The organism is Nostoc punctiforme PCC 73102, from assembly GCF_000020025.1.
Taxonomy (GTDB): Bacteria; Cyanobacteriota; Cyanobacteriia; order Cyanobacteriales; family Nostocaceae; genus Nostoc; species Nostoc punctiforme.
In genome coordinates, this window is record NC_010628.1 from 3,789,933 (window position 1) to 3,810,668 (window position 20,736).

17 protein-coding genes and 2 pseudogenes are annotated in these 20,736 nt (G+C 39.9%); 12 read left to right on the forward strand and 7 right to left on the reverse strand.

Features of this window, described 5'->3' with window-relative positions; genetic code table 11:
- Positions 1-2: 2 nt before the first annotated feature.
- A complete protein-coding gene (locus NPUN_RS15430) occupies positions 3-503 on the reverse strand; it encodes a transposase (RefSeq protein WP_083782396.1) in 501 nt (166 codons plus the stop codon).
- Between the two features lie 59 nt (positions 504-562).
- A complete protein-coding gene (locus NPUN_RS15435) occupies positions 563-949 on the reverse strand; it encodes a helix-turn-helix domain-containing protein (RefSeq protein WP_041565437.1) in 387 nt (128 codons plus the stop codon).
- Between the two features lie 135 nt (positions 950-1,084).
- Between NPUN_RS15435 and NPUN_RS15440 the strand changes: the two genes are divergently transcribed.
- The 3 genes and pseudogenes from NPUN_RS15440 to NPUN_RS40080 form a co-directional block, all read left to right on the forward strand.
- Complete coding sequence (locus NPUN_RS15440; RefSeq protein ID WP_167315631.1) at positions 1,085-2,131, forward strand: hypothetical protein; 1,047 nt, start codon at positions 1,085-1,087, stop codon at positions 2,129-2,131.
- Positions 2,128-2,307, forward strand: a complete 180-nt coding sequence (locus tag NPUN_RS37625; protein WP_052304611.1) for a hypothetical protein — start codon at positions 2,128-2,130, stop codon at positions 2,305-2,307. Before NPUN_RS15440 ends, NPUN_RS37625 begins: the two co-directional genes overlap by 4 nt.
- Positions 2,308-2,546: 239 nt before the next feature.
- Positions 2,547-2,765: pseudogene (locus NPUN_RS40080) on the forward strand (IS630 family transposase); the annotation flags it as partial.
- Positions 2,766-2,769: 4 nt separating this feature from the next.
- Here NPUN_RS40080 and NPUN_RS40085 read toward each other — a convergent pair.
- A pseudogene (locus NPUN_RS40085) lies at positions 2,770-3,938 on the reverse strand (IS630 family transposase).
- A 133-nt stretch (positions 3,939-4,071) separates the two neighbouring features.
- On the opposite strand from NPUN_RS40085, the gene NPUN_RS42530 reads away from it, so the two are divergent.
- Positions 4,072-5,301: a hypothetical protein gene (locus NPUN_RS42530; protein ID WP_193372264.1), complete on the forward strand. Its 1,230-nt coding sequence runs from the start codon at positions 4,072-4,074 to the stop codon at positions 5,299-5,301.
- A gap of 48 nt (positions 5,302-5,349) precedes the next feature.
- Positions 5,350-6,609, forward strand: coding sequence for a DNA cytosine methyltransferase (locus NPUN_RS15460; protein WP_012409524.1), 1,260 nt, complete (start codon positions 5,350-5,352; stop codon positions 6,607-6,609).
- On the opposite strand, the gene NPUN_RS15465 is transcribed toward NPUN_RS15460, so the two are convergent.
- Positions 6,535-7,182 carry a GAF domain-containing protein gene (locus NPUN_RS15465; RefSeq protein WP_012409525.1) on the reverse strand — a complete coding sequence of 216 codons (648 nt, stop codon included), beginning with the start codon at positions 7,180-7,182 and terminating at the stop codon, positions 6,535-6,537. The genes NPUN_RS15460 and NPUN_RS15465 overlap by 75 nt on opposite strands.
- A gap of 809 nt (positions 7,183-7,991) precedes the next feature.
- On the opposite strand from NPUN_RS15465, the gene NPUN_RS15470 reads away from it, so the two are divergent.
- From NPUN_RS15470 to NPUN_RS15495, 7 genes are all read left to right on the forward strand, one after another.
- Positions 7,992-9,473 (forward strand): SulP family inorganic anion transporter, encoded by a 1,482-nt coding sequence (locus NPUN_RS15470; RefSeq protein WP_012409526.1) that lies wholly within the window; start codon positions 7,992-7,994, stop codon positions 9,471-9,473.
- A 216-nt stretch (positions 9,474-9,689) separates the two neighbouring features.
- Positions 9,690-10,553 (forward strand): universal stress protein, encoded by an 864-nt coding sequence (locus NPUN_RS15475; RefSeq protein WP_012409527.1) that lies wholly within the window; start codon positions 9,690-9,692, stop codon positions 10,551-10,553.
- A gap of 363 nt (positions 10,554-10,916) precedes the next feature.
- On the forward strand, positions 10,917-11,048 hold the full coding sequence (locus NPUN_RS44125; protein ID WP_257798097.1) for a hypothetical protein: 132 nt from the start codon (positions 10,917-10,919) through the stop codon (positions 11,046-11,048).
- Positions 11,049-11,769: 721 nt separating this feature from the next.
- Positions 11,770-12,486 (forward strand): acyltransferase, encoded by a 717-nt coding sequence (locus NPUN_RS15480; RefSeq protein ID WP_012409529.1) that lies wholly within the window; start codon positions 11,770-11,772, stop codon positions 12,484-12,486.
- Between the two features lie 177 nt (positions 12,487-12,663).
- Positions 12,664-13,842: an acyltransferase family protein gene (locus NPUN_RS15485; RefSeq protein ID WP_012409530.1), complete on the forward strand. Its 1,179-nt coding sequence runs from the start codon at positions 12,664-12,666 to the stop codon at positions 13,840-13,842.
- A 129-nt stretch (positions 13,843-13,971) separates the two neighbouring features.
- Complete coding sequence (locus NPUN_RS15490; protein WP_012409531.1) at positions 13,972-14,481, forward strand: DUF6653 family protein; 510 nt, start codon at positions 13,972-13,974, stop codon at positions 14,479-14,481.
- A 180-nt stretch (positions 14,482-14,661) separates the two neighbouring features.
- The gene (locus tag NPUN_RS15495; RefSeq protein ID WP_012409532.1) at positions 14,662-17,253 is read left to right on the forward strand and encodes a chloride channel protein; all 2,592 of its coding nucleotides are present in this window, start codon (positions 14,662-14,664) and stop codon (positions 17,251-17,253) included.
- 79 nt (positions 17,254-17,332) lie between these two features.
- On the opposite strand, the gene NPUN_RS15500 is transcribed toward NPUN_RS15495, so the two are convergent.
- The 3 genes from NPUN_RS15500 to NPUN_RS15510 all read right to left on the reverse strand — a co-directional run bounded on the left by NPUN_RS15500 (position 17,333) and on the right by NPUN_RS15510 (position 20,667).
- Positions 17,333-18,760 carry an ATP-binding protein gene (locus NPUN_RS15500; RefSeq protein ID WP_012409533.1) on the reverse strand — a complete coding sequence of 476 codons (1,428 nt, stop codon included), beginning with the start codon at positions 18,758-18,760 and terminating at the stop codon, positions 17,333-17,335.
- On the reverse strand, positions 18,757-19,134 hold the full coding sequence (locus NPUN_RS15505; protein WP_012409534.1) for a response regulator transcription factor: 378 nt from the start codon (positions 19,132-19,134) through the stop codon (positions 18,757-18,759). Before NPUN_RS15505 ends, NPUN_RS15500 begins: the two co-directional genes overlap by 4 nt.
- 132 nt (positions 19,135-19,266) lie before the next feature.
- Positions 19,267-20,667, reverse strand: a complete 1,401-nt coding sequence (locus NPUN_RS15510; protein ID WP_041565438.1) for a sensor histidine kinase — start codon at positions 20,665-20,667, stop codon at positions 19,267-19,269.
- Positions 20,668-20,736: the final 69 nt, after the last annotated feature.

Consider the following 20,736-nt stretch of genomic DNA (forward strand, 5'->3'; position numbering starts at 1 on the left):
TGTTATGAGGTACAGTAGCAGCAACTAGCAAAGCAGTTTCTTAAATGTTGAGGATTTATTAGGTCGAGTGCAACTGAGATTAGTTTATCAACCATTTCTGTTGTAGTTGGAGCAAAACTGCGTAAATAGGATTTAAGTTGTGACCACCATAATTCAATTGGATTAAAATCGGGAGAGTATGAGGATAAACAAATAACTTTCGCGCCTACAGCTTCAATGATTGGCACAATTGAATCTAGTTTATGTGCGGATAAATTATCCATTACTACTACTGCTCCTAACCATAAATTTGGCACTAAAAACTTTTCAACAAATAATTCAAATGCAATGCCATCCATTGAACCATTCATTGTCATTAATGCAACTACTTTGTTAATACCAATTGCTCCAATTACTGTAACTTTTGAGCCTCTATAGAAGGGGTTAAGAGAGTAAGCTCTTGTTCCCATTTGCGAATGGGCATGAGTCCTCGTTAACCCAAGTAGGACACCAGTTTCATCCAAAAATACTAAATTTTCTGGCTCTATATGTTTGACCTTTTCCCAGTAATCTCTTCTTTTATTCAGGACTCTAAGAGTTCCTGCTTGTGTACTCCGCTTCGTTTTTTTTTACGATTTAATCCTAATTTTTGTAACGCCCGACACATTGCACTTCGACCCACCCAATTGCCAGTCTTGTCTGCAAATAATTCACATAACTCTATCAATGTTGCATCTGGATGTGCTTCAACTAATTCCCTTAACTCTACGTCAGCATTTGTTAAATGACTAAATTGTGGTTTTCCTCGCGGCTTTGGTTGTAAGTTTCCTTCAAGTTTTTGTTGTTTTACAAGCTTTTGGACTAAACTTTTTGACACGGAAAATATGTTAGCTACTTTCCTGATTGAGATGTTTTTTTGAAGATGTGCTGCAACTATTTTTTCTCGAAGCTCGACAGAGTATGACTTCATTTAAAGGTATTTATATTTTAATTTAGTGTACCTCATAACAGACGCAAGTGCTGTAACTCTGACGAATGGGAGGAGGGATTGCTTGCCTACGACGTTACAAAATTTGGGCGATATGCTCAATTTCGTAAACAGATTGTGAATGAATTTCGTAACTATAATATTCCGATCATTGAACTCAGCAAGGAAAACAAGAAAGAAGCGGTCTGTCTTGTTTTTGAGAAAGTAAATACCGGAGGCGTTTCTCTGTCAGTATTTGAACTCATGACTGCCACTTATGCTATTGATAATGTAAACCTGCGGGATGAATGGTTTGGTAATGCTCATGAAGGTATTGAAGGTACTCAACCGCACCTAAGAAAGCAAAGTTTGTTACGCGAGGTTCAACCTACTGAGTTTCTTCAAGGATTGACATTACTGCATACTTGGGATAAAAGAAGGGAAGACTTAAAAGCAGGTAAAACTGGTAAGCAGGTAACAGGTGTTACTGCCAAGCGCGAAGCAGTTTTGTCTTTACCTCTAGATGCTTACCAAAAATGGAAACAGCCTCTTACAGAGGGTTACTGGAAAGCAGCTAAATTTCTACGTCAAGAATCGTTTTTCTCTACCAACGATTTACCCTACCGTACCCAACTTGTTCCGCTTGCGGTAGTCATGGCATTCCTTGGCGATCGCTGGCTTGAACCTAAAATCTACGACAAAATCGCTCGTTGGTTTTGGTGTGGTATCCTCGGTGAACTGTATGGGGGGGCAGGTGAAACCCATATAACTCTAGATATTCAGGAACTTATAGATTGGATTGAGGGTGGCAAGGAAGAACCTTCGACTGTTATGGATGCTAACTTCCAGCCTACGCGCTTAGGTACTTTACGTTCCCGCAATAGTGCTGCATACAAAGGGATCAATGTCTTAGTTCAGCGTGAAGGCGCTCAAGACTTCTTCTGGAAAGTTGCTATACGAGATTTGGATGAAACCGATTGGGAGGAGCGCAAACTCGATATTCATCACATTTTCCCCAGGAATTGGTGTGATAAGAACGATATTCCCCCATCTCGCCATAACTCTATCCTCAACAAAACCCCAACATCTTTTAAAGCAAATCGCATGATTGGTGGTAAAGCTCCAAGTGAATATCTGGTTCAGCTTCAAAAGCATGACAGTGTTCAGCTAGAGATGCAGGTATGAATGCAATTCTGGCAACTCACCAAATCGATGCAATAAAACTTCGACAAGACGACTTTGAGGGTTTCATGACATCACATCAACGGATGATACTTGGCAAAATTGAAGCTGCTATGGGCAAACCAGTGTTGGCTGTGGATGATTCAGCATTCAGCAATGTGACAGATGAAGAAGAGTGATTGGAGATAGATTAACTTCGCACTCAATGATGCTGTTTTAACATCTTACTGCGTATTTGACCTTTTAAACCCTAATAATATGCCATGTAATGCTTGGAATCACCCCTCAGATTGTAATTGTGGTTTTGGAGGAGATGTTGGTGTTTATATTCATGGAAATATATCTATAGGACTCCTATTTGATTTCTGAACAAGACTGCGAAATAATACGTAAATGTATACAAGTCTAATAAGCAACGATGATAAGTCCGCATTTACCAACTGGGACACTTCCAGCAGGAGTATCCCGGCAACAGTCAGCAGAGCAAATAGCACTTTATGCGATCGCGGAACTACAAGATTTTATAACTCTGCGTCCAGATGCGCGTGAAGTAAGGAAAGCTTTGGCAGTAAAGTTGGTTTATCAAGGTTACTTGTATGATGAAATTCAAACAATTCTAGTAGTCTGCCAAGCTAACTTTGCTATGTTAAATTTGGATATAAACGCTCCATTTTTCGGCGAGCATCTTTGGTTTGAAAACCCCAATAAACACTAGCTTTTTGCTGATTACGTTTTTTCTCCCAAGCGGCAATCTCAGAAGTTAATGTTTCTGCATTAGGAATACGCCGTTCTAAACATTGGCGAGATAAAACAGATAATTCGATTTCTACCTGATTCAGCCCTTCGGGTTCGCCAGTTGCTTCAAGTCGGGGAACCCGCCCAACGCACTGGCTCACCAAGAAGCGTGTTTAGGAGTATAGTGAAACTCTAACTTTTGAATAATTCGACGTGCTATATTCTGGTGGAAAAACTTCATATAATGCATTGGGTGTATGAATATTCAAGTTATCAACTACTAAACGAATAACATCGGCCTCTCGGTAGGAAACATCTACTAAATTTCTCATTTGTTTAGCAAAATCGGCTTTAGTTCGACGCTCTGTAACTTCGATATGCCGCCATCCAGCCAAGGGTTGAAAACATGCGAATAAATTTACTGTCCCGTTACGTTTATACTCAAACTCATAACGTTCAGGTTGCTCTGGCTGTGGTGGCAAAGGAAGTCTTACTTCTTCTACTAATTGGTATGGACGTTCATCAAAGCAGACTACAGGGCGTTTAGGATCATAAGGCTCATTGTATAAATCCAGCACATCTTCCATTCGGAAAACATATTCTGCGTTAACTTCAGGAATACACCATTGTTCTTTCAACCAAGGCTTAATTTCATTTTTTTTAAAGTTTGACGTACTGTTTCATCTGAGATTGAATCTATGATACCAACGTTCACTAAATGATCTGCTAATAATTGCATTGTCCAACGCACTCTTCCTTCTGGCGGATTAGAACAAGCTGTTGCAATCAAAAATGCTTCTTGCTTTTCATCTAATTTTTTATGTTTTGGTGGATGAACTTCATCCTTTAAAGCAAAATCTAACCCTCCAATGACAAATTTTTCTCGTATTCGTTGCACTGTTGCAACATGCGCTCTAACTATGCTAGCGATCGCTTGATCCGTTTCTCCTTCGGAAGCCATCAAAAGAATGTTTGCACGGCTTATGGTTCTTGCCTTATGCTTACCTTTCTTAATTATCGATTGCAGTTGGGAAACTTCATCTTCATTCAAGTCAACAATGTACTTTTTTGCCATGTTACACCCCGTTTTTGGCTATTTTACCAATTAGAGGTTTTACTTAGCAAAGTTACCTTGGTAGACTACTAGTCGAATTAGGAAACTTGGTCTTAGAGATTAAGACCGCGCATATTAGTGCATGAACAACATCATGACTACAACAACTTTTTCAAATAAATTATACGTCGAGCAGCATCAGGTAGACTCCAATCCTACCACCCACATAGAGCAAAGTACCCTAGAGTACCTCCATACGGCTTTCTTACTCTATGAGTACAAGCAGACTTACACCAAAAAAGAATATCGCGCACTGTTAGAAGAGTACGGGTGGGACAAGGGCAGTGCTGAGGAAAGGCGATCGCTCCGAATTGCCGAGAATTTTCAAGCATTTATCAGTTGCCCGCAACACTTAGCGGTTTTACCAATATCGGTACTACTTCGGTTATGTTCCCATAACTACAAAATCCTAATTGATGAATTGAAAGGTATTCCTATTGGTGGATTGACTTGTGGATTAGTGTTAAAACTGATTGATAAAAGAAGATTGTTTCTCAAAGCCATGAATCAAGAAAAAAAAGATGGCAACTGGCGAGCAACACCAGATGGAAATAGATATTACACCTTCGGCAAAATTATGGAGGATGACCACCAAACAGGGGTGTTTACCGAGAAGTTAATAGAGGAATTGGGATTGTCACCGCAGCGAATTGTTAGAAAGGCGATCGCTGACCTATATGAAAAGCATCAAACTGAGATAGCCAAGAATGAAATCGGCTCTTTTGGAGAACTAATCCCTTGTGAACAAATCACTGACACCATAGAAGAATTGATTCCTGCCAACGATGAAAATATCGTCAACCCAACAAACCTTGAGGTAATGCAGCGAGAACTTGAAACCTTGTGGCAAAGGGATACAGAAGAATATGACTGCGAAGAAGACTTGGAAGAGCCTGAAGAGTCGGACATTGGCTTTGAAGAAGATGAGATTCAGGCAGTAGAAAGTACATTGGCTGGGATGTTCGGTACAAATGAAGTCCCAGGAACTGATGCAGAAGTCCTCGCAGACATATTGCGGAAAGCTTCAGATTATTCCTCAGTGCGCCAGGGGCTATGGCAATATCAACAAGCTAAAGAACAAGCTTGGAACCTCCTCTCGGATTCGGAAAGGAAATCTGTATGGCAGATGCTTCCAGAGGCAATCAAAAAGCTTAGTAATGCCAAGCGTGAAGGGTTGATTGTCAATTTTTATGAGATGGAGTCAGGAGGGGTATATAAAGTCTTTACTACAGATTACCCACTAATAGAAGAAACAGTTAGTAATAGTCGGTTAGACAGATGGTTGGCAGACTTAAAACTCAGGCATAACTCCGATTGTAATTGATGTGTGTTTAAAGCCAAGTGTAAGAAGTTAACATTAATTAGAATCTCGATGAACTCAACAGCAGCAAACAAAAAAATAGCTGTTAGCCTATTCTCTGGGGTGGGTGGATTTGATTTGGGATTTAAAGCAGCAGGATTTGAAATCGCGATCGCCATTGATAACAATCCCATCGCCCTAGCAACATACCAACATAATTTCCCCCACGCCACAGTCTTGTGCAAAGACATTCGGGAGGTGACAGGGGAAGAAATACGCGCCTGTATTCAGGCGAAGTATGGAGATTGGGACGGGGAAATCCATACCGTTTTTGATGGCCCACCATGCCAAGGATTTAGCGTTGCCGGACTGCAAAATGTTGAAGATGAACGCAACGGGTTGGTAGGGGAGTTTGTACGGCTGGTGTTGGAACTCAATCCCCTTGCGGCAATTATGGAGAATGTGCCGGGGATTGAGAATCATAAGTTTGGCTGCATTACTGCTAACCTCCAAGCAGTGCTAGAAGAACATTATTTTCTCTCAAAGTGGAACCTGAACGCTTCAGATTACGGGGTTCCGCAAGCTAGAAAAAGGGTGTTTTTTGTTGCATCTAAGTTTGGAGAAATTATACCGCCATTGCATCAACCTCAACATACAGTTAGAGATGCGATCGCGGACTTGTTGCCAGTGCTCCTACTCCCCAAGCAAAACACTCAAGTTTTATCACCAGATTGGGTGAAAGGGGAATATGCTAAGTATCTTGAGAAAATATTCCCAAATCTTGGTATATTAACCAACATTAGCACGGGATTTGCAGCAACAACACATACACCAGAAGTAATTCAGCAATTTCTCAACACTCCCCCAGGGGCAAGAGAAGTAAAATCGAGGTCAAAAAAACTCGAATGGGATGGATTCTGCGTGACGTTAAGAGCGGGGAGTGGCAACCGCACCGCATTACGTCCCCTGCATCCAGAACAGCCACGGGTTATATCTGTAAGAGAAGCTGCTCGTTTGCACAGTTATCCTGATTGGTTTAATTTCAGCGAGGCAATACTCCACGCCCAAAGAGAAATCGGAAATTCGGTACCGCCATTGCTTGCATATGCTGTGGGAATGCATGTTAGGGAACATCTAGAATGCAATACCACTTATCAAATTAAGTGCCAAAATTGGCAAAACTGCCTATTTTTACCAATTTCTTGCAATTTTAAGAATCTATTCGTTTTTGTCAATGAAATACTGTCTTTAAGCGGGTTAAGCAAAATCAGCAAAGAGCGATCGCCTCCACGTCTGACTAAAAGAAAGCAAAATTTGGTTACTTGCCTTTAGGTCTGGCGGATAAGAAATAATAACATTCCTAGTTGTAGCGATCGCATCGCCCACGAAGTTTAAAGTCTGGCATCCGCTATATAACCCAAGACGATGTGCAATAAGTTGTAATTGCTGTACATCGCGTTCAGTAAAATTGTGAGATTTAAAGTTACCAACGTGCAGAACCCCAATCACTCCTTCCTCAACAGGTAATGGGACGCCAACGAGCGATTGCAATCCCTTCTGATGCAAAATTGGACTCACCACTTCTACTGCTGACAGATTATTAACCATCATCGGCTCCACACTGGCGGCAATATGACCAGCAATGCCCTGCCCGATAGGGATACGAATTTGTTGTGTAATTTCTTCTTCCAGTCCAATAGTTGCTTGTACAGCTAAACTCAGTCGGTCTGCAATTGGAAGTAGGAGTGTAACAGTATCTACGGACATATAATCTCGCAACCACTCAAGCAGCCTATTAAATGTTGCAGTCAGCCTAGTTTTTGTACCATTTTGTTCACTAGCTACAACCGCATTCCAACCCCTGTAAGGCATTGGTTGTCCAGTGTAGTCTCCCCAAAACACCATTGCTCAACTCCATTAACTATAAATACTGCCGTTACTGTGATTTTGAGTACTCAGCTTTGCACTTTAGAGATGGCAGTCAATTTTTTTAAGAAATTAATAGCTTCTTTATCCAATTCAGATTATGACATTTTAGCTGAAAAATTGTGAGGCGCAAGGAAAAAGTAAAGTATTCTCTAATTTAGACCTTATGGTATAATGAACGCCAATGGTTACGCTCGCGTTCAACAAGTTGTAGTAACCTTTAATTAATCAAAATCTAATGATGTTAAATTTTACAGTATTTATGGGCAGCTTAAGACAGAAAAATAGTCCACCTTAAAAATACATAGAGACTACCCCTCAGACAAATTGTATCAAAAGTCTCATTTTTTGTGAACAAAATTGTAGTAAAAAAATTAACTCAAGTAATAAGTGGATATCCAGAAGGCTAACATCAATTATTTGTGTTGTAATCACTTGGTTTTGAGCTACATTTATTGACCGATAAGATCAAGCATTTTCTCGTAACAATAAAACAAATCACATAGCTGTCTCTATTGAGTCAGCTTTTAACTGAAAGTAAATGCCAAAACAGTTTGTATATTCTACAAACTACATACAAATTCCAAACTGAATGTATGTAAATTATTGGCATAAACTTTAGCAATATGGTCGTGGATTAAAGAGTAATCAGGGGTTTTTAACCCTTGACACTATCTAGATTGCATTTGTGAATTGTCATGCTTCTAATCCTCAACTACTCCAATGAGTGTAAGAGTTGGCTAATAGCCTGTATACCTAAATTTCATCCCTAAATCACAGAGGACAACTTGAACACAACAGTTTTGAAGCGAGAATGGTTCTCCAATACTAAAGCAGACATCCTAGCTGGTACTGTAGTAGCATTAGCACTGATTCCAGAAGCGATCGCATTTTCTATTATCGCAGGTGTCGATCCCAAAGTTGGACTGTACGCCTCGTTTTGCATAGCGGTGGTGACAGCCTTTGCAGGGGGTCGTCCTGGGCTGATTTCAGCAGCAACAGGAGCGATGGCGCTGGTCATGATTACATTAGTAAAAGAACATGGGTTGCAATATCTGTTTGCAACAACGATTCTGACTGGAGTGATTCAAATTATTTGTGGCTGGCTCAAACTAGGCCGCCAGATGAAGTATGTACCACGAGCCGTAATGATTGGCTTTGTTAATGCCTTAGCAATCTTGATTTTTATGGCTCAACTGCCACAACTTGTTGGGGTATCATGGCAAGTTTATATAATGCTTGCTGTAGCTCTTGCCATTATCTACTTGTTACCCAGGTTCACCAAAATTCTACCTTCACCCTTAGTTGCGATCGTTGTGTTAACATCCTTTTCGATGATTACAGGGATAAAGGTTCCAACAGTAGGTGATATGGGCGAATTACCTACAACATTCCCCTTATTCAGCTTACCGACAATTCCATTAAACTATGAGACATTCACAATTCTCTTTTCCTACGCCTTGCCTTTGGCTGTAGTGGGTTTACTGGAGTCATTGTTAACAGCTTCACTACTTGATGAACTAACCGATACCCCCAGTGATAAGAACAGAGAAGCTATGGGTCAGGGTATTGCCAATATTGTAGCTGGATGCTTTGGCGGGATGGCGGGATGTGCCATGATTGGGCAGTCAGTCATTAACATCAAGTCTGGAGGGCGCAGCCGTCTTTCTACTTTATGTGCTGGAGTGTTCTTGCTATTCTTCATTTTGGTGTTAGGTAACTGGGTGCGACAAATACCAATGGCATCCCTAGTTGCAGTGATGATTATGGTTTCTATTGGAACTTTTAGTTGGTCATCTCTAAAGAACCTAAACCGTGTACCTAGAGGTGAAACTGCCGTCATGATTACGACAGTTTTATTTACTGTACTCACACACAATCTAGCAATTGGAGTTGTAGTTGGGGTAGTGTTTAGTTCAGTTTTATTTGCCCGTAGCATTGCTAAAGTTGTGTTTGTAGACACAGTTATTAGCGATGATAAAACTTCACGTATTTACAGCGTTGCAGGTCAGCTTTTCTTTGTATCAGTAGAAGAATTTCTCACTGCTTTTGATTTTAAAGAAGAATTAGAACGAGTCAAAATTGACTTAACCCATGCCCATATATGGGATCAATCAGCAGTTGCAGCCATAGATAAGGTAGTGATGAAATTTCGTAGGAATGGCGCAGAAGTAGATATTGTGGGGCTAAATGAAGCAAGTGCGACATTAATAGAAAAGTTAGCTATTCACGACAAACCAGATGCGCTGGAAAATTTAAACAACCACTAAATTCAGTAAAAGGCAGTCCCGATGAAAAAGGGACAAGGGGGACAAGGAGAATAATTTATGGCTCTTGACTCTTAACTTAGCACACGCTAAATGCCCCTTTACCGTTAACAGCACTTTCAAGTCAAGAGAGAGAAAAGAAAACCCTTAACAGCAACAGGTTTCACTCATTTGCATTTTACATCTAATTATGTGCGTCTACTTATCACAAACACAATTATGAAAAGAATTCTTCTCTGCACTGATGGATCTTCTTTCTCTCAAAGTAGTTATCAGTACGCTGCGTGGTTAGCTCCCAGGATGACTGCTGCAATCGAGGTACTTTATGTCACAGATATCCGCACCCAAAAGACAGCTGGAACAGGCGACTGGAGTGGGAGTATTGGCATTGATGCTTCTAAAGAACTATTAAATAAGTTAGTAGATTTGGAGCATGAAAAAGCAAAACTTAACCATCAAAAAGCAAAACTCATTCTCCAAAATGCCGAACATTTTTTTATAACCAGTGGAGTTAGTGATGTGAAATTTACTCATCATACTGGTTTTTTGGTTGATAGCCTCCACGAATTTGAAGCACAAGTAGATTTAATCATACTTGGAAAACGAGGCGAAAATGCTGAGTTTGCTTCAGGACACCTCGGCGCTAACTTGGAGCGTGTGATACATTCTAGTCATAAACCTTGCCTTGTAACATCACATAACTTTCAGCCAATAAGTAAGATACTGCTAGCTTATGATGGCGGTAAGAGTTGTCAGAAAGCTTTGCAGTTTTTAATGGAATCACCTGCTTTTAAAGACATGGAACTTCATTTGCTCACTGTAGCAAAGAAACAGGGAGATGAAGCAGCCATGCCTCACCTGCAAACTGCTGAAATAAAAGCACGTACAACTGGCTTTGCACCAATTTGTCAGATAATACATGGTGAAGCAGAAAAGGTTATAGCCAACTACGTAGAAGCCCAGAACATCAATTTACTAATTATGGGAGCTTACGCACACAGCCGCATTCGGCACTTAGTAATTGGCAGTACTACAGCCCAAATGCTACGCAGCAGCCATATTCCTGTCTTGCTGTTTAGGTAGATTTTTTCTCAAATACATCCACAAAAGTCACTAGCAATACTTAAGTTGAGAAATTAACGGTAAAATTTACGGTCTAATGAAGCACCAAAAATTAAATATTGGTTGCTTTTTTTATCTGTATTTACTCTGATTTTAGTGGTTATCTATTTAATTAATAGAGACTTTAGGATAGTATCATTAATGTCTTAAATTAGAAATTTACTGATTATAAAAATCTACTTATCTTTAAAACTTTATATTTTTAATTTAAACTTTACTGTTTCTTGATGATAATTTTGTAAGTCTCTTTTACGATGGTGGAAGCACACTAATTGTGTCACTATAAAGGCACTTTAGTGAATATGTAAATTCTCTGTGTACGTAATGATGACAACAGCAGCAGACTCTAAAAACTGGCTGCAAGTAAGCCGTTATAGTAATCGGGGAAGTATTTATTTGTTTGCTCCGATGGTTAACTTCAATGTGATGGCTGAAGTTGGAGATACTCCCCCCTAATTCAATCTGCTTGTACTTGCTTGTAAATTTTATGAGGAATTCGACAATTACATCTTGATGTCAGCGAGGAAATTTGATTCCGACTTGGAACATAAACAGATGTAATTGAATTGAAATAATTACTTTGATATTTGATGACTGAATATCTGAATTATAGTAGCTTGTCAAATTGCTAACTAATACACATCGAGAGTTAGATGTTTGATGTTGTGGTAAAGCATTAAGCTTCAGTATTCATTAGTGACAAATATAAAAAAGTGTTTTCTCTAATTTTCAACTAGTATAAGTGATAAATAATACAGCATAATTCCGAAAATTGTAAACTGCTATAATTACAAAATTTGCTTGTAAACAGATACAGCATTTCTTGTATAGCTATGTCTAACAATTAAATAACACCTGTATTTAATAGCTTCTAACTTTAGAGCTTGTATTGAGTTTTTCAAATATTTGAAAAACTTTATCTTAGCCATCCTATTTTTTATTAATCTGCAATCTCAAAATGCAGATATAGAAATACAAATGGTATATAAAAAGATTCAAATGCAGGATGTTTTTACTTGGACTTACACAAAACTCTCTGAAACCCTTATTCCTCCGTGTTGCGCCAGTTGCTACCCTGCGGGAAGCCGCTCCGCGTCTACGATTTTCTATTACCTGTGCGTAAGTCCTGAATTTCATAAATCTCCAAGAACACAATTTAGCTGGGAATAATATAGCCATGAATAACTTGAAACATTTTTCAAAGTTGAAGCGGTTTCAGCAACTTTTGTTGACCACTCTTTTAGGCGATGTTCCAACAATTTTCGGGGGTGTAAAGTTACGGAATTTGCTATATCGCGCTATTTTTCCTCGGATAGGTAGTTCAGTTTATATTCAAGATGGTGTTGAATTTATTAGTACTGATGCTATTCAAATTGGGGATGGAGTTTATATTTTTAAAGGTGTTCGTATCGATGGAAGAGGACACGAAAACAATAGAATTCATCTCGAAAATGGAGTTATCCTAGAGCGCAATGTTCTAATTGGGGCAATAAATAACACTTCTATTCACATTGGACAAGATACTTTTATTGGCCCTAGCGTTTGTATTAGCGGCCCTGGAGATATCAAAATTGGTAAGCACTGTTTAATTGCAGCCCACACTGCAATATATGCCAATAATCACAACTTTACAGATCCGACAGAACCAATTAAATACCAAGGTATTACTTGTAAAGGAATCGTGATTGAGGATGACTGTTGGCTAGGACATGGGGTAAAAGTATTAGATGGTGCCACCATTGGTAGAGGCAGTGTTATTGGTGCTGGTGCTGTTGTTACTAAAGATATTCCCCCATTTTCGGTAGCTGTGGGTGTACCTGCACGAGTAATTAAAAGCCGTGACGGTAAAGAACTTTTCAAATCTACAGAATCGACTTTATTAACTTCAAACTAAGTTTGTATAAGGTGAGCCTGGGTAGTTTACTCGGACACAGGCGACCATTTTCTAGTTCCATACACAATCTTTTGAAAACATAATTCTATCAAGGATTTGAGTATTATTCAGAAGATTACTAGCGTTAACTTGAGGCCAATGTATCTATCAGTAAAAACATAAAAGGAGATTAATTTAATGACTAAAATCACAGAAAAATCTACAGAGAAGAGACTGCATCTCGCTTACTTGGATGGCTTACGTGGATTGGCATCTTTGTATGTTGTATTTGTCCATATCGAACCGTCAATTGGAGGACAATTACCTACATTGTGGTCATTGTTTGGCAGAACTATGAAATATGGTTCATTTAGTGTTGTAACTTTTATTGTACTTTCTGGCTATGTTTTGATGCTGCCAGTAGCCCGTTCTGAAAATGGTCATTTAAAAGAAAATTTGATTAATTATATCAAGAGGCGATCGCAACGAATTCTACCACCTTACTATGTGACTATGTTCATCTGTTTACTAATAGCAGCAATTATCTTTATCTTAGAAAATCTCACTAGTTTTCAGTGGAACAATGATGCCGGAGCGGGAGCATACTCTCCTAAGTTTTCGTTAATGGATGTCTTGTCTCACCTGTTATTAGTTCATAATCTTAGCGGTAGCACATACCTGACTATTAATCCACCGATGTGGACTGTCGCGACGGAATGGCAGATATACTTTTTATTGCCATTATTGTTATTACCGATATGGCGAAATTTCGGATTATTGTTAGTTGTGATTATCGCTTTTGCAATTGGGCTAACACCTATCTATTTGTTCAATGGATTACTTGAGTCAGCAAGTCCTTGGTTTTTAGGTGTGTTCTCTTTAGGAATGGCAGCAGCAGATATTGGATTTTCTCGAAAACCCAAGCTATTAGCTATGAGAAATTCCCTCCCGTGGGGTTGGTTGGCTATTATCTTCACTTGTATTGCCTTTTTAACTGAGTGGCAAAAACTAGGATTGCATATATGGATTAATCAGAGTTTTTTTGGTCTTGCGGTTGCCTGTTTATTTATTTCCTTTACCAAGTCGATAGTTGAGGATAAACAGCTACCCTTCCTAGTCCGATTTTTACAACACCATATATTTATCGCCCTTGGAACATTTTCTTATAGCCTATATCTAATTCATGGCCCAGTCTTGGTGTTCGTGCGTTACTTTCTATTTTATCTGCCAATTTCCCCAGATATATTTGCGGCAGCATCCTATTTAGTAGGCACGGCAATGTCATTAATCATTGCATATTGGTTTTACTTATTCTTTGAGCGGCCATTTATGTCTGGTTTCTTAAAAAAGCGGAAAGTGAAAGATGCTTTAAGTTGACATATTTGTTAAATATCTTAACCGCATACAGATATTAATTTGCTGTACATATAGGTAGATATAACACCTACAAATCTCAACTAGTTTCTATATGTTTTTAACAATCAACAGCCTTGAGGAGATATTACAATGACTTTTGAAAGAAAGATAGCAGCAATCTTTAATATGAGCGAAACCACTTGGGAACGTCATGCCAATCCTTGGAGTGGGTGGACACGTATCATTACTGGACTACCACTTTTAATCCTGGCTTTTTGGAGTCGAATTTGGCTTGGTTGGTGGGCGCTGATTCCTATTGTTATCGTAGTTTTTTTGATATGGTTAAACCCACGCATCTTTTCCAAGCCAAGCTCAACCAACAATTGGATTTCAAAGTCGGTTCTAGGTGAGCGAATTTGGTTGAACCGTGACAACATTTCAGTACCTCAGCATCATTGCCGTGTACCTAACATTTTGTCTGCTATTTCTGCTTTAGGTGGAGTTTTTGTGATTTTAGGCTTGGTTGCTCTTAGTATCTGGATTACACTGCTCGGAAGCACCATACACTACTTTGGCAAACTATGGTATCTGGATCGCATGGTTTGGCTTTATGAAGATATGAAAGAAACAAACGCAGATTATCAGAGTTGGCTGTATTAAAGCAGTATTTTTAAGTATAAAAAACTATACGTACTGTACTACTATTGCATATATCTATCTTGAGGCATAGAAAAATTTCATTCTGATTTCATTTTCTTATGAAACTCTATGAATAGGGTGAACGGTAAGACATTTCAGACATTTATATACCTTCATTGATGACAAGTGATTGCTAAAAATATGTTAGCCAGGGGTAAAATTCTCTGGTTGAGGCTTTCCCGTCAGTTGGTTCAACCCAGGCGATTGGCTTTCGTGGAAGCTTGCCTGATTGGTCTAGTTTCTGGGTTAGCGGCAGTTCTGTTAGGACAGGCAGTGGATTGGGCAGGCGCATGGCGAGTGCATCTTTCTTACCATTGGTCTGCCTACTTGGTGCTACCAGGTATTGGACTAGCAGGGGGACTTTTAGCTGGTTGGCTAGTAGAGCACTTCGCACCGGAAGCATCAGGTAGTGGTATGTCGGAAGTGAAAGCGGTATTGGCTCGTGTGCCGATGCCGTTAAATCTGCGGATTGCTTTGGTAAAGTTGATCGGCGCTACATTAGTGTTGGGTTCTGGAATGCCTTTAGGACGGGAAGGGCCGACTGTGCAAATTGGGGCAGCCTTGGCAAATCAACTTAGTAACTGGGCACCGACTTCACCAGAGCATCGTCGCCAACTGATCGCCGCAGGAGCTGGGGCAGGATTAGCTGCGGCTTTTAATGCACCGATCGCAGGTGTACTATTTGTAGTGGAAGAATTACTCCAAGATGTGTCAGGTATCACTCTTGGTACTGCGATTTTGGCTTCTTTCATCGCTTCAGTCATCTCTAGGCTCTATGGTAGCCACAACCTGGATCTAAATCATCTGAATTTAGGTCTTCCCGATACAACTTTCTTCGCTCAAGAAATCCCTTTCTACTTGATTTTGGGAGTATTGGCGGGACTTCTAGGCATTCTATTTAATAAAGGTATTCTTAAGAGTCTAGCAATTAACCGCCGTTTACTACACGTGAGTTTACCCTGGCGAATTGGAATTGCTGGGTTAGTCAGTGGTTTGGCGATCGCTTTATTACCTGCTACCTTTCGCGATCATGCTGGGTTGAGAGAAATTTTGCTTGCGGGTAGTGCTAACTGGTCATTTGCTGCGATCGCTCTTTTAGTTCAGTTTATCTTAATTATTTTTACCTACGGCTCTGGAGCGCCAGGGGGTTTACTAGTTCCCACCTTAGCCCTGGGAGCTGCCCTTGGTTACTTAGTGGGTGCTGTCGAACACAGTTTACTGGGAATGAGTGCTGCAACAGTCTATGCTCATGTCGGCATGGCTGCCTTTTTTAGCGCCGTTTCTAAGGTTCCAATTACAGCAGTTGTCATTGTATTTGAGATGACAACAGATTTCAATCTGGTGCTACCGCTAATGATTGCGTCTGTGGTTGCCTATTTAGTAGCAGAAAAAATTGACCATCGATCGCTCTACGACCTTTTACTAGAGTGGAAGGGGATTCACATCACCAAAGAGCCAAGCACAGAGGGGCTTCTAGCGCAACTGAGTGCCTTAGATGTGATGCAACGGCGTGTGGAAACTCTCTCTAGTCAAATGAGTACTGATGAAGCAGTGCAAGCATTTTCCCACTCTCACCATCGCAACTTCCCGGTTTTAGAGAATGGTAAAGTTGTTGGTATTGTCACTCAAAAAAATTTAGTTAATATTGCTTCAGAACAATTAGGCAAAGATACAACTATCGGCGAGATTATGACACCAGAGCCAGTGACAGTAACCCCCACGGCTACATTGGCTCATGTACTGCATATACTTAATCGTTATCATCTCAGCTGCTTACCCGTTACAGAAAATCGCAAGCTCATAGGAATTATTACTCGTAGTGATATTATCCGTGTAGAAGCAGAGCGACTCAGTGGTAATTCCCAACAAATAGAACGTAAATCAGCACCTTCTTATGTAGTTTACCAAACTCGCGCTCCAGCTACAGGCAAAGGACGATTATTAGTACCACTTTCACATCCTCAGACAGCCGAGACTTTATTGGAAATGGCAGTTGCGATCGCCAAAGATCGCAATTACGAAATAGAATGCCTACAAGTGATTATCGTTCCGTCTGGCCGCATCCCATCGGAAACACCAGTACAAATCAGCAAAAGTCTTCAACTTTTGCAACGGGCAATACTTTTAGGAGAGAATTCGCGGATTCCCGTTCACACCCAGATCCGAGTTGCCCATAATGTTGCTGGAGCAATTTTGGAGACTGTCAAAGAACGACACATTGACTTGGTGTTGATGGGATGGAAAGGCAGTACATCAACTCCTGGTAGAGTTTTTAGCCGAGTGGTGGATACCATAATTCGACAGGCAGGTTGTGATGTTATCTTGGCTAAATTAGATGATAAAAGATCCTTTGACCGTTGGTTGTTGCCAATGGCAGGCGGTCCTAACTCCAGCCAAGCAATTAAGTTATTACCTGCTCTTTCTTCTCTAAGTACATCGCCCCAAATCAAGCTATGTCAAGTTTTCCAGCCTACTAACTCGATTCTTGACACAACATTATTAGATAAATCTGTTCACTTTCTGCAACGCCGAGTTAGCGGTAAAGTGGTGGCTACTCCAGTTCGTGCCAATTCTGTTTCTGATGCTGTCCTTAAGTGTGCAGAACTTGATAACAGTGATGTGATTGTTCTGGGAGCTAGCCGTGAAAGCCTACTACAACAAGCAATTCAAGGAAATATTGCCGAGAATATTTCTCGCAAGAGTAATTGTACAGTTATCATGGTCAAAACTTAATTACATAGCCGCAACCCTACCCGTAGAGTATTACAAATGACAAATGACAAATGACAAATTACGAATTACGAATTACGAATTACGAATTACGAATTATCGGCAAGTATATAGTAAAAGTTGCCCCTTGATTTGATGTGCTGCTGGCGATAATACTGCCTTGATGGGCTTCAATAATCCGCTTGGAAATTGCTAACCCCAGACCATTACCGCTACCTTTGCGTGCGGGGTCTGTTGTATAAAATTGCTCAAAAATTCTGGGTAAATCACCCTCTTTTATCCCTTTTCCCTGGTCTTGAATTTGAATAATAGCTTGTTTGCCTTGGCTGTATCCAGAAATAGATACTTGAGAATTGGCTGGTGAGTGCTTAATCGCATTATCCAACAAATTAAGGATCGCTTGTAATAACCGCTCTGGATCGCCCTGAATCATTAGGTTTCCGACGTTAACCTGTGTAGAAATTCCCAAAGATAGCATTCGCGGTTCTAGTGCATTAACAGCACGGTTAATTAATCCATGCAACGAGATGGGTTGCTTTTCTAGTTCAAAAACTCCTGCTTCCAAACGTCCTAAATCCAGCAAGTCATGAATCAATCGTGATAAACGCTTGGTTTCGTTTTCGATAGTTTGGAAAAAGCGATCGCGTAATTCTGGTTCTTCAGATGCTCCTGCTTTGAGTGCGTCTACTGTCACCTGAACGTTACTGATAGGGGTACGCAGTTCATGGGAGACATTGGCTAAAAACACCCGTCGCTCTTTGTCTAAGGAAGCTAACCGCTCACTCATGCGGTTGAGTTCTGCTGCCAATTGATCCAACTCATTGTTTTCATGGATCGTTAGTTTATCGCCAAAATGACCGCCACCCAAGCGAATAGCAAAATTCTGCATAATCTCAATCGGTTTTGAGAGACTGCGAGCGAATCGACTGCTAATTAACGCACATAGTAGAATTGTTACTGCTAGCGTTCCCAAAATACTCCAAATTACCCTAGCAAACTGTCGCTGGAACTGCTCCAAAGTCATAGACATTCGGATTACGCCCAACAATTGACCGTTACGCTCAATAGGTCTGGTAATGTAGAGGCGATCGCTATTTGATAAAACGCCTTTGGCAACACCTTGTTTTACACGATGTTGTAGAGCTTCCCGTATTCCCGGAACCTGAGACCAATCTTTAACTTGACTATCTAACCTTGGGTCAGAAGTGGCTAATAAACTGCCTTGTGGATTAAAAACACGTAGGGTTATAGTTTGTGGTGCGCCATACCGTTGCACCAGCACCTTTACCTGTTTAATATCTTTTTCTTCTAGTCGATCTGCCACACTTTCACTTAACGCACTCGTCCAGTTATCCAAATCTACTTGTCGCGATCGCATAAAATAATCATGGAACGACCAAAGGATATAACCTGCCATCAGTGACGTTCCAAAAGCTGTTAGCATCAGGTATCTACCTAACAACTTGGCATAAATTGTATTTAATTTAATCCCAGGTATCCAGCCTCTCATGAAGGCTGCTCCCCGGAACGACGACGCAATACTGCTTTGATACGTGCTAGTAGTTCGCGGGTGTTAAACGGCTTAGTAATATAATCATCTGCACCTGCTTCTAACCCCCAAATTTTATCAATATCCTCATCTTTAGCTGTAAGCATGACAATAGGTACATTGGAAAATGCTCGAATCCGCCAGCAAACTTCCATACCGTCAACTTCCGGTAACATCAAATCAAGCAAAATTACATCTGGTACTTGCTTGTGAAACTGTTTGATTGCACTATGTCCATCGGCGGCTGTAGTTACCGTGTAACCTTCTTTTTGTAGTGTATAGGTGAGACTCTCGCAAAGAGCCGCTTCATCATCTACAAGTAATACGTGTGGCATTGTTGATTTTAAATTAGCGTGAGTTTTTTATAATTATATGTTGTATAAACAGATATACTTTTGACATATTTCTCTCGGAGTTAATTTGTTAAATGGTAAAGACGAAACCCTTATAACCAAGGAAATTTAAGTTTAGTCATGAATGCTTAATTTAGTCTTGATTATTACTGTTCCCTGTTGGGGAAATTTTATCGTAAAACTTGTTCCGCCTCCTACTTCGCTATCTACATAAATTTCTCCATGATGTATTTCTAAACACTTTTTAACCACAGCAAGTCCTAGTCCACTGCCAACAATCTTGCCTACATTATTAGCACGATGAAAAGGCTCAAATAAATGCTCTTGAAATTCGCAAGGAATCCCTATCCCATTATCTTTAACCTGGAAAAATATTGCGGAGGATTCACAACTAAGAATTAAAAAAATACTTTCCTCTGGAGGTGAATATTTAATTGCATTTGAGAGTAAGTTACTCAGAACCGAATACAGTATATTTTCGTCTAATTTGGCATGAGTACAGTTCCCTTGGCTGATAAATTTAATAGTATGCTGTTGTTGATTAGAAAATTGGAAGTCTTCGATCAAATTAATGCAAAATGCTTCCAAATCTATCAGTTCTGGATGAAATTCTAATTTCCCAGCTTCTGCCCTAGTCAAAGTTAAAATATCGGTTAGTAACTGGTTAATTGACCTAGCTGAAGATTGAATGCGATACAGATTTTTAAGTTTCTTCTCTTCCGTCCACTGCTGATTACTTTGAGCCAGTAGTTGAGCCGACCCCAATATAATACTCAATGGTGTACGAAATTCATGGGATACCATTGAAAAAAATCGTAACTTCAATTCACTAAGTTCTTTTTCTTGAGCTAAAGTCTGTTGAATAGCTTCTGCTTCTTGGCGCTTTACTAATTGTTGATAAAGCAAAGCATAAACGCCTAATAAAATGGCAAAACTCAAGAAAGTACCGAGGAATTCAATCAACATCCGGTTGCGGATATTGTCTTGGGAATGTCTGACCGAGATTTGTAATAACTGTTCCTCCCTAGCTTGCATTTGAGTAAGCATTTCGCGAATTTGATTACGGTTTTGGTTGCTTTGAGTAAGTAGAGGTGCTTGAATAGCAAAGCTTGATTTACCTACTTCTTTGAGGTTAATCGACTGTTTAGATAATTGAACTCTTTGAGCAATGAGGAATTTTAGCTTCGTTATTTGCTGCTGTTGATAAGAGTCATCAGCAAGTTGTTGCTGCAATTTTTTAACTTTGGCATCCAGGCTTTGCATTGCCTGATAGTAACGTTTGAGTTCTGATTGCTCTCTATATAGGATATAACCTCTGCGTCCTGCTTCTGCATCGGTTAGTGTAGCAAAGATGTCAATAACATTTTTCATTACCTCATGTGTGTCCTTCACTTGATTGCTACTTGTAATTAACTGAGTAGCGTTCTGGTAAGAAATCATACTAGCTGCACCCATTAATAATAAGCTCAAGCCAAAGCCAGAGGTTATCCATTTCCTTTCCAGCGACCATTTCATAGAAAAAATTAATTAATCATTAATGGTTCAGAGTCCATATCTTATCCAAGACCTTACATCAAAGTAAAG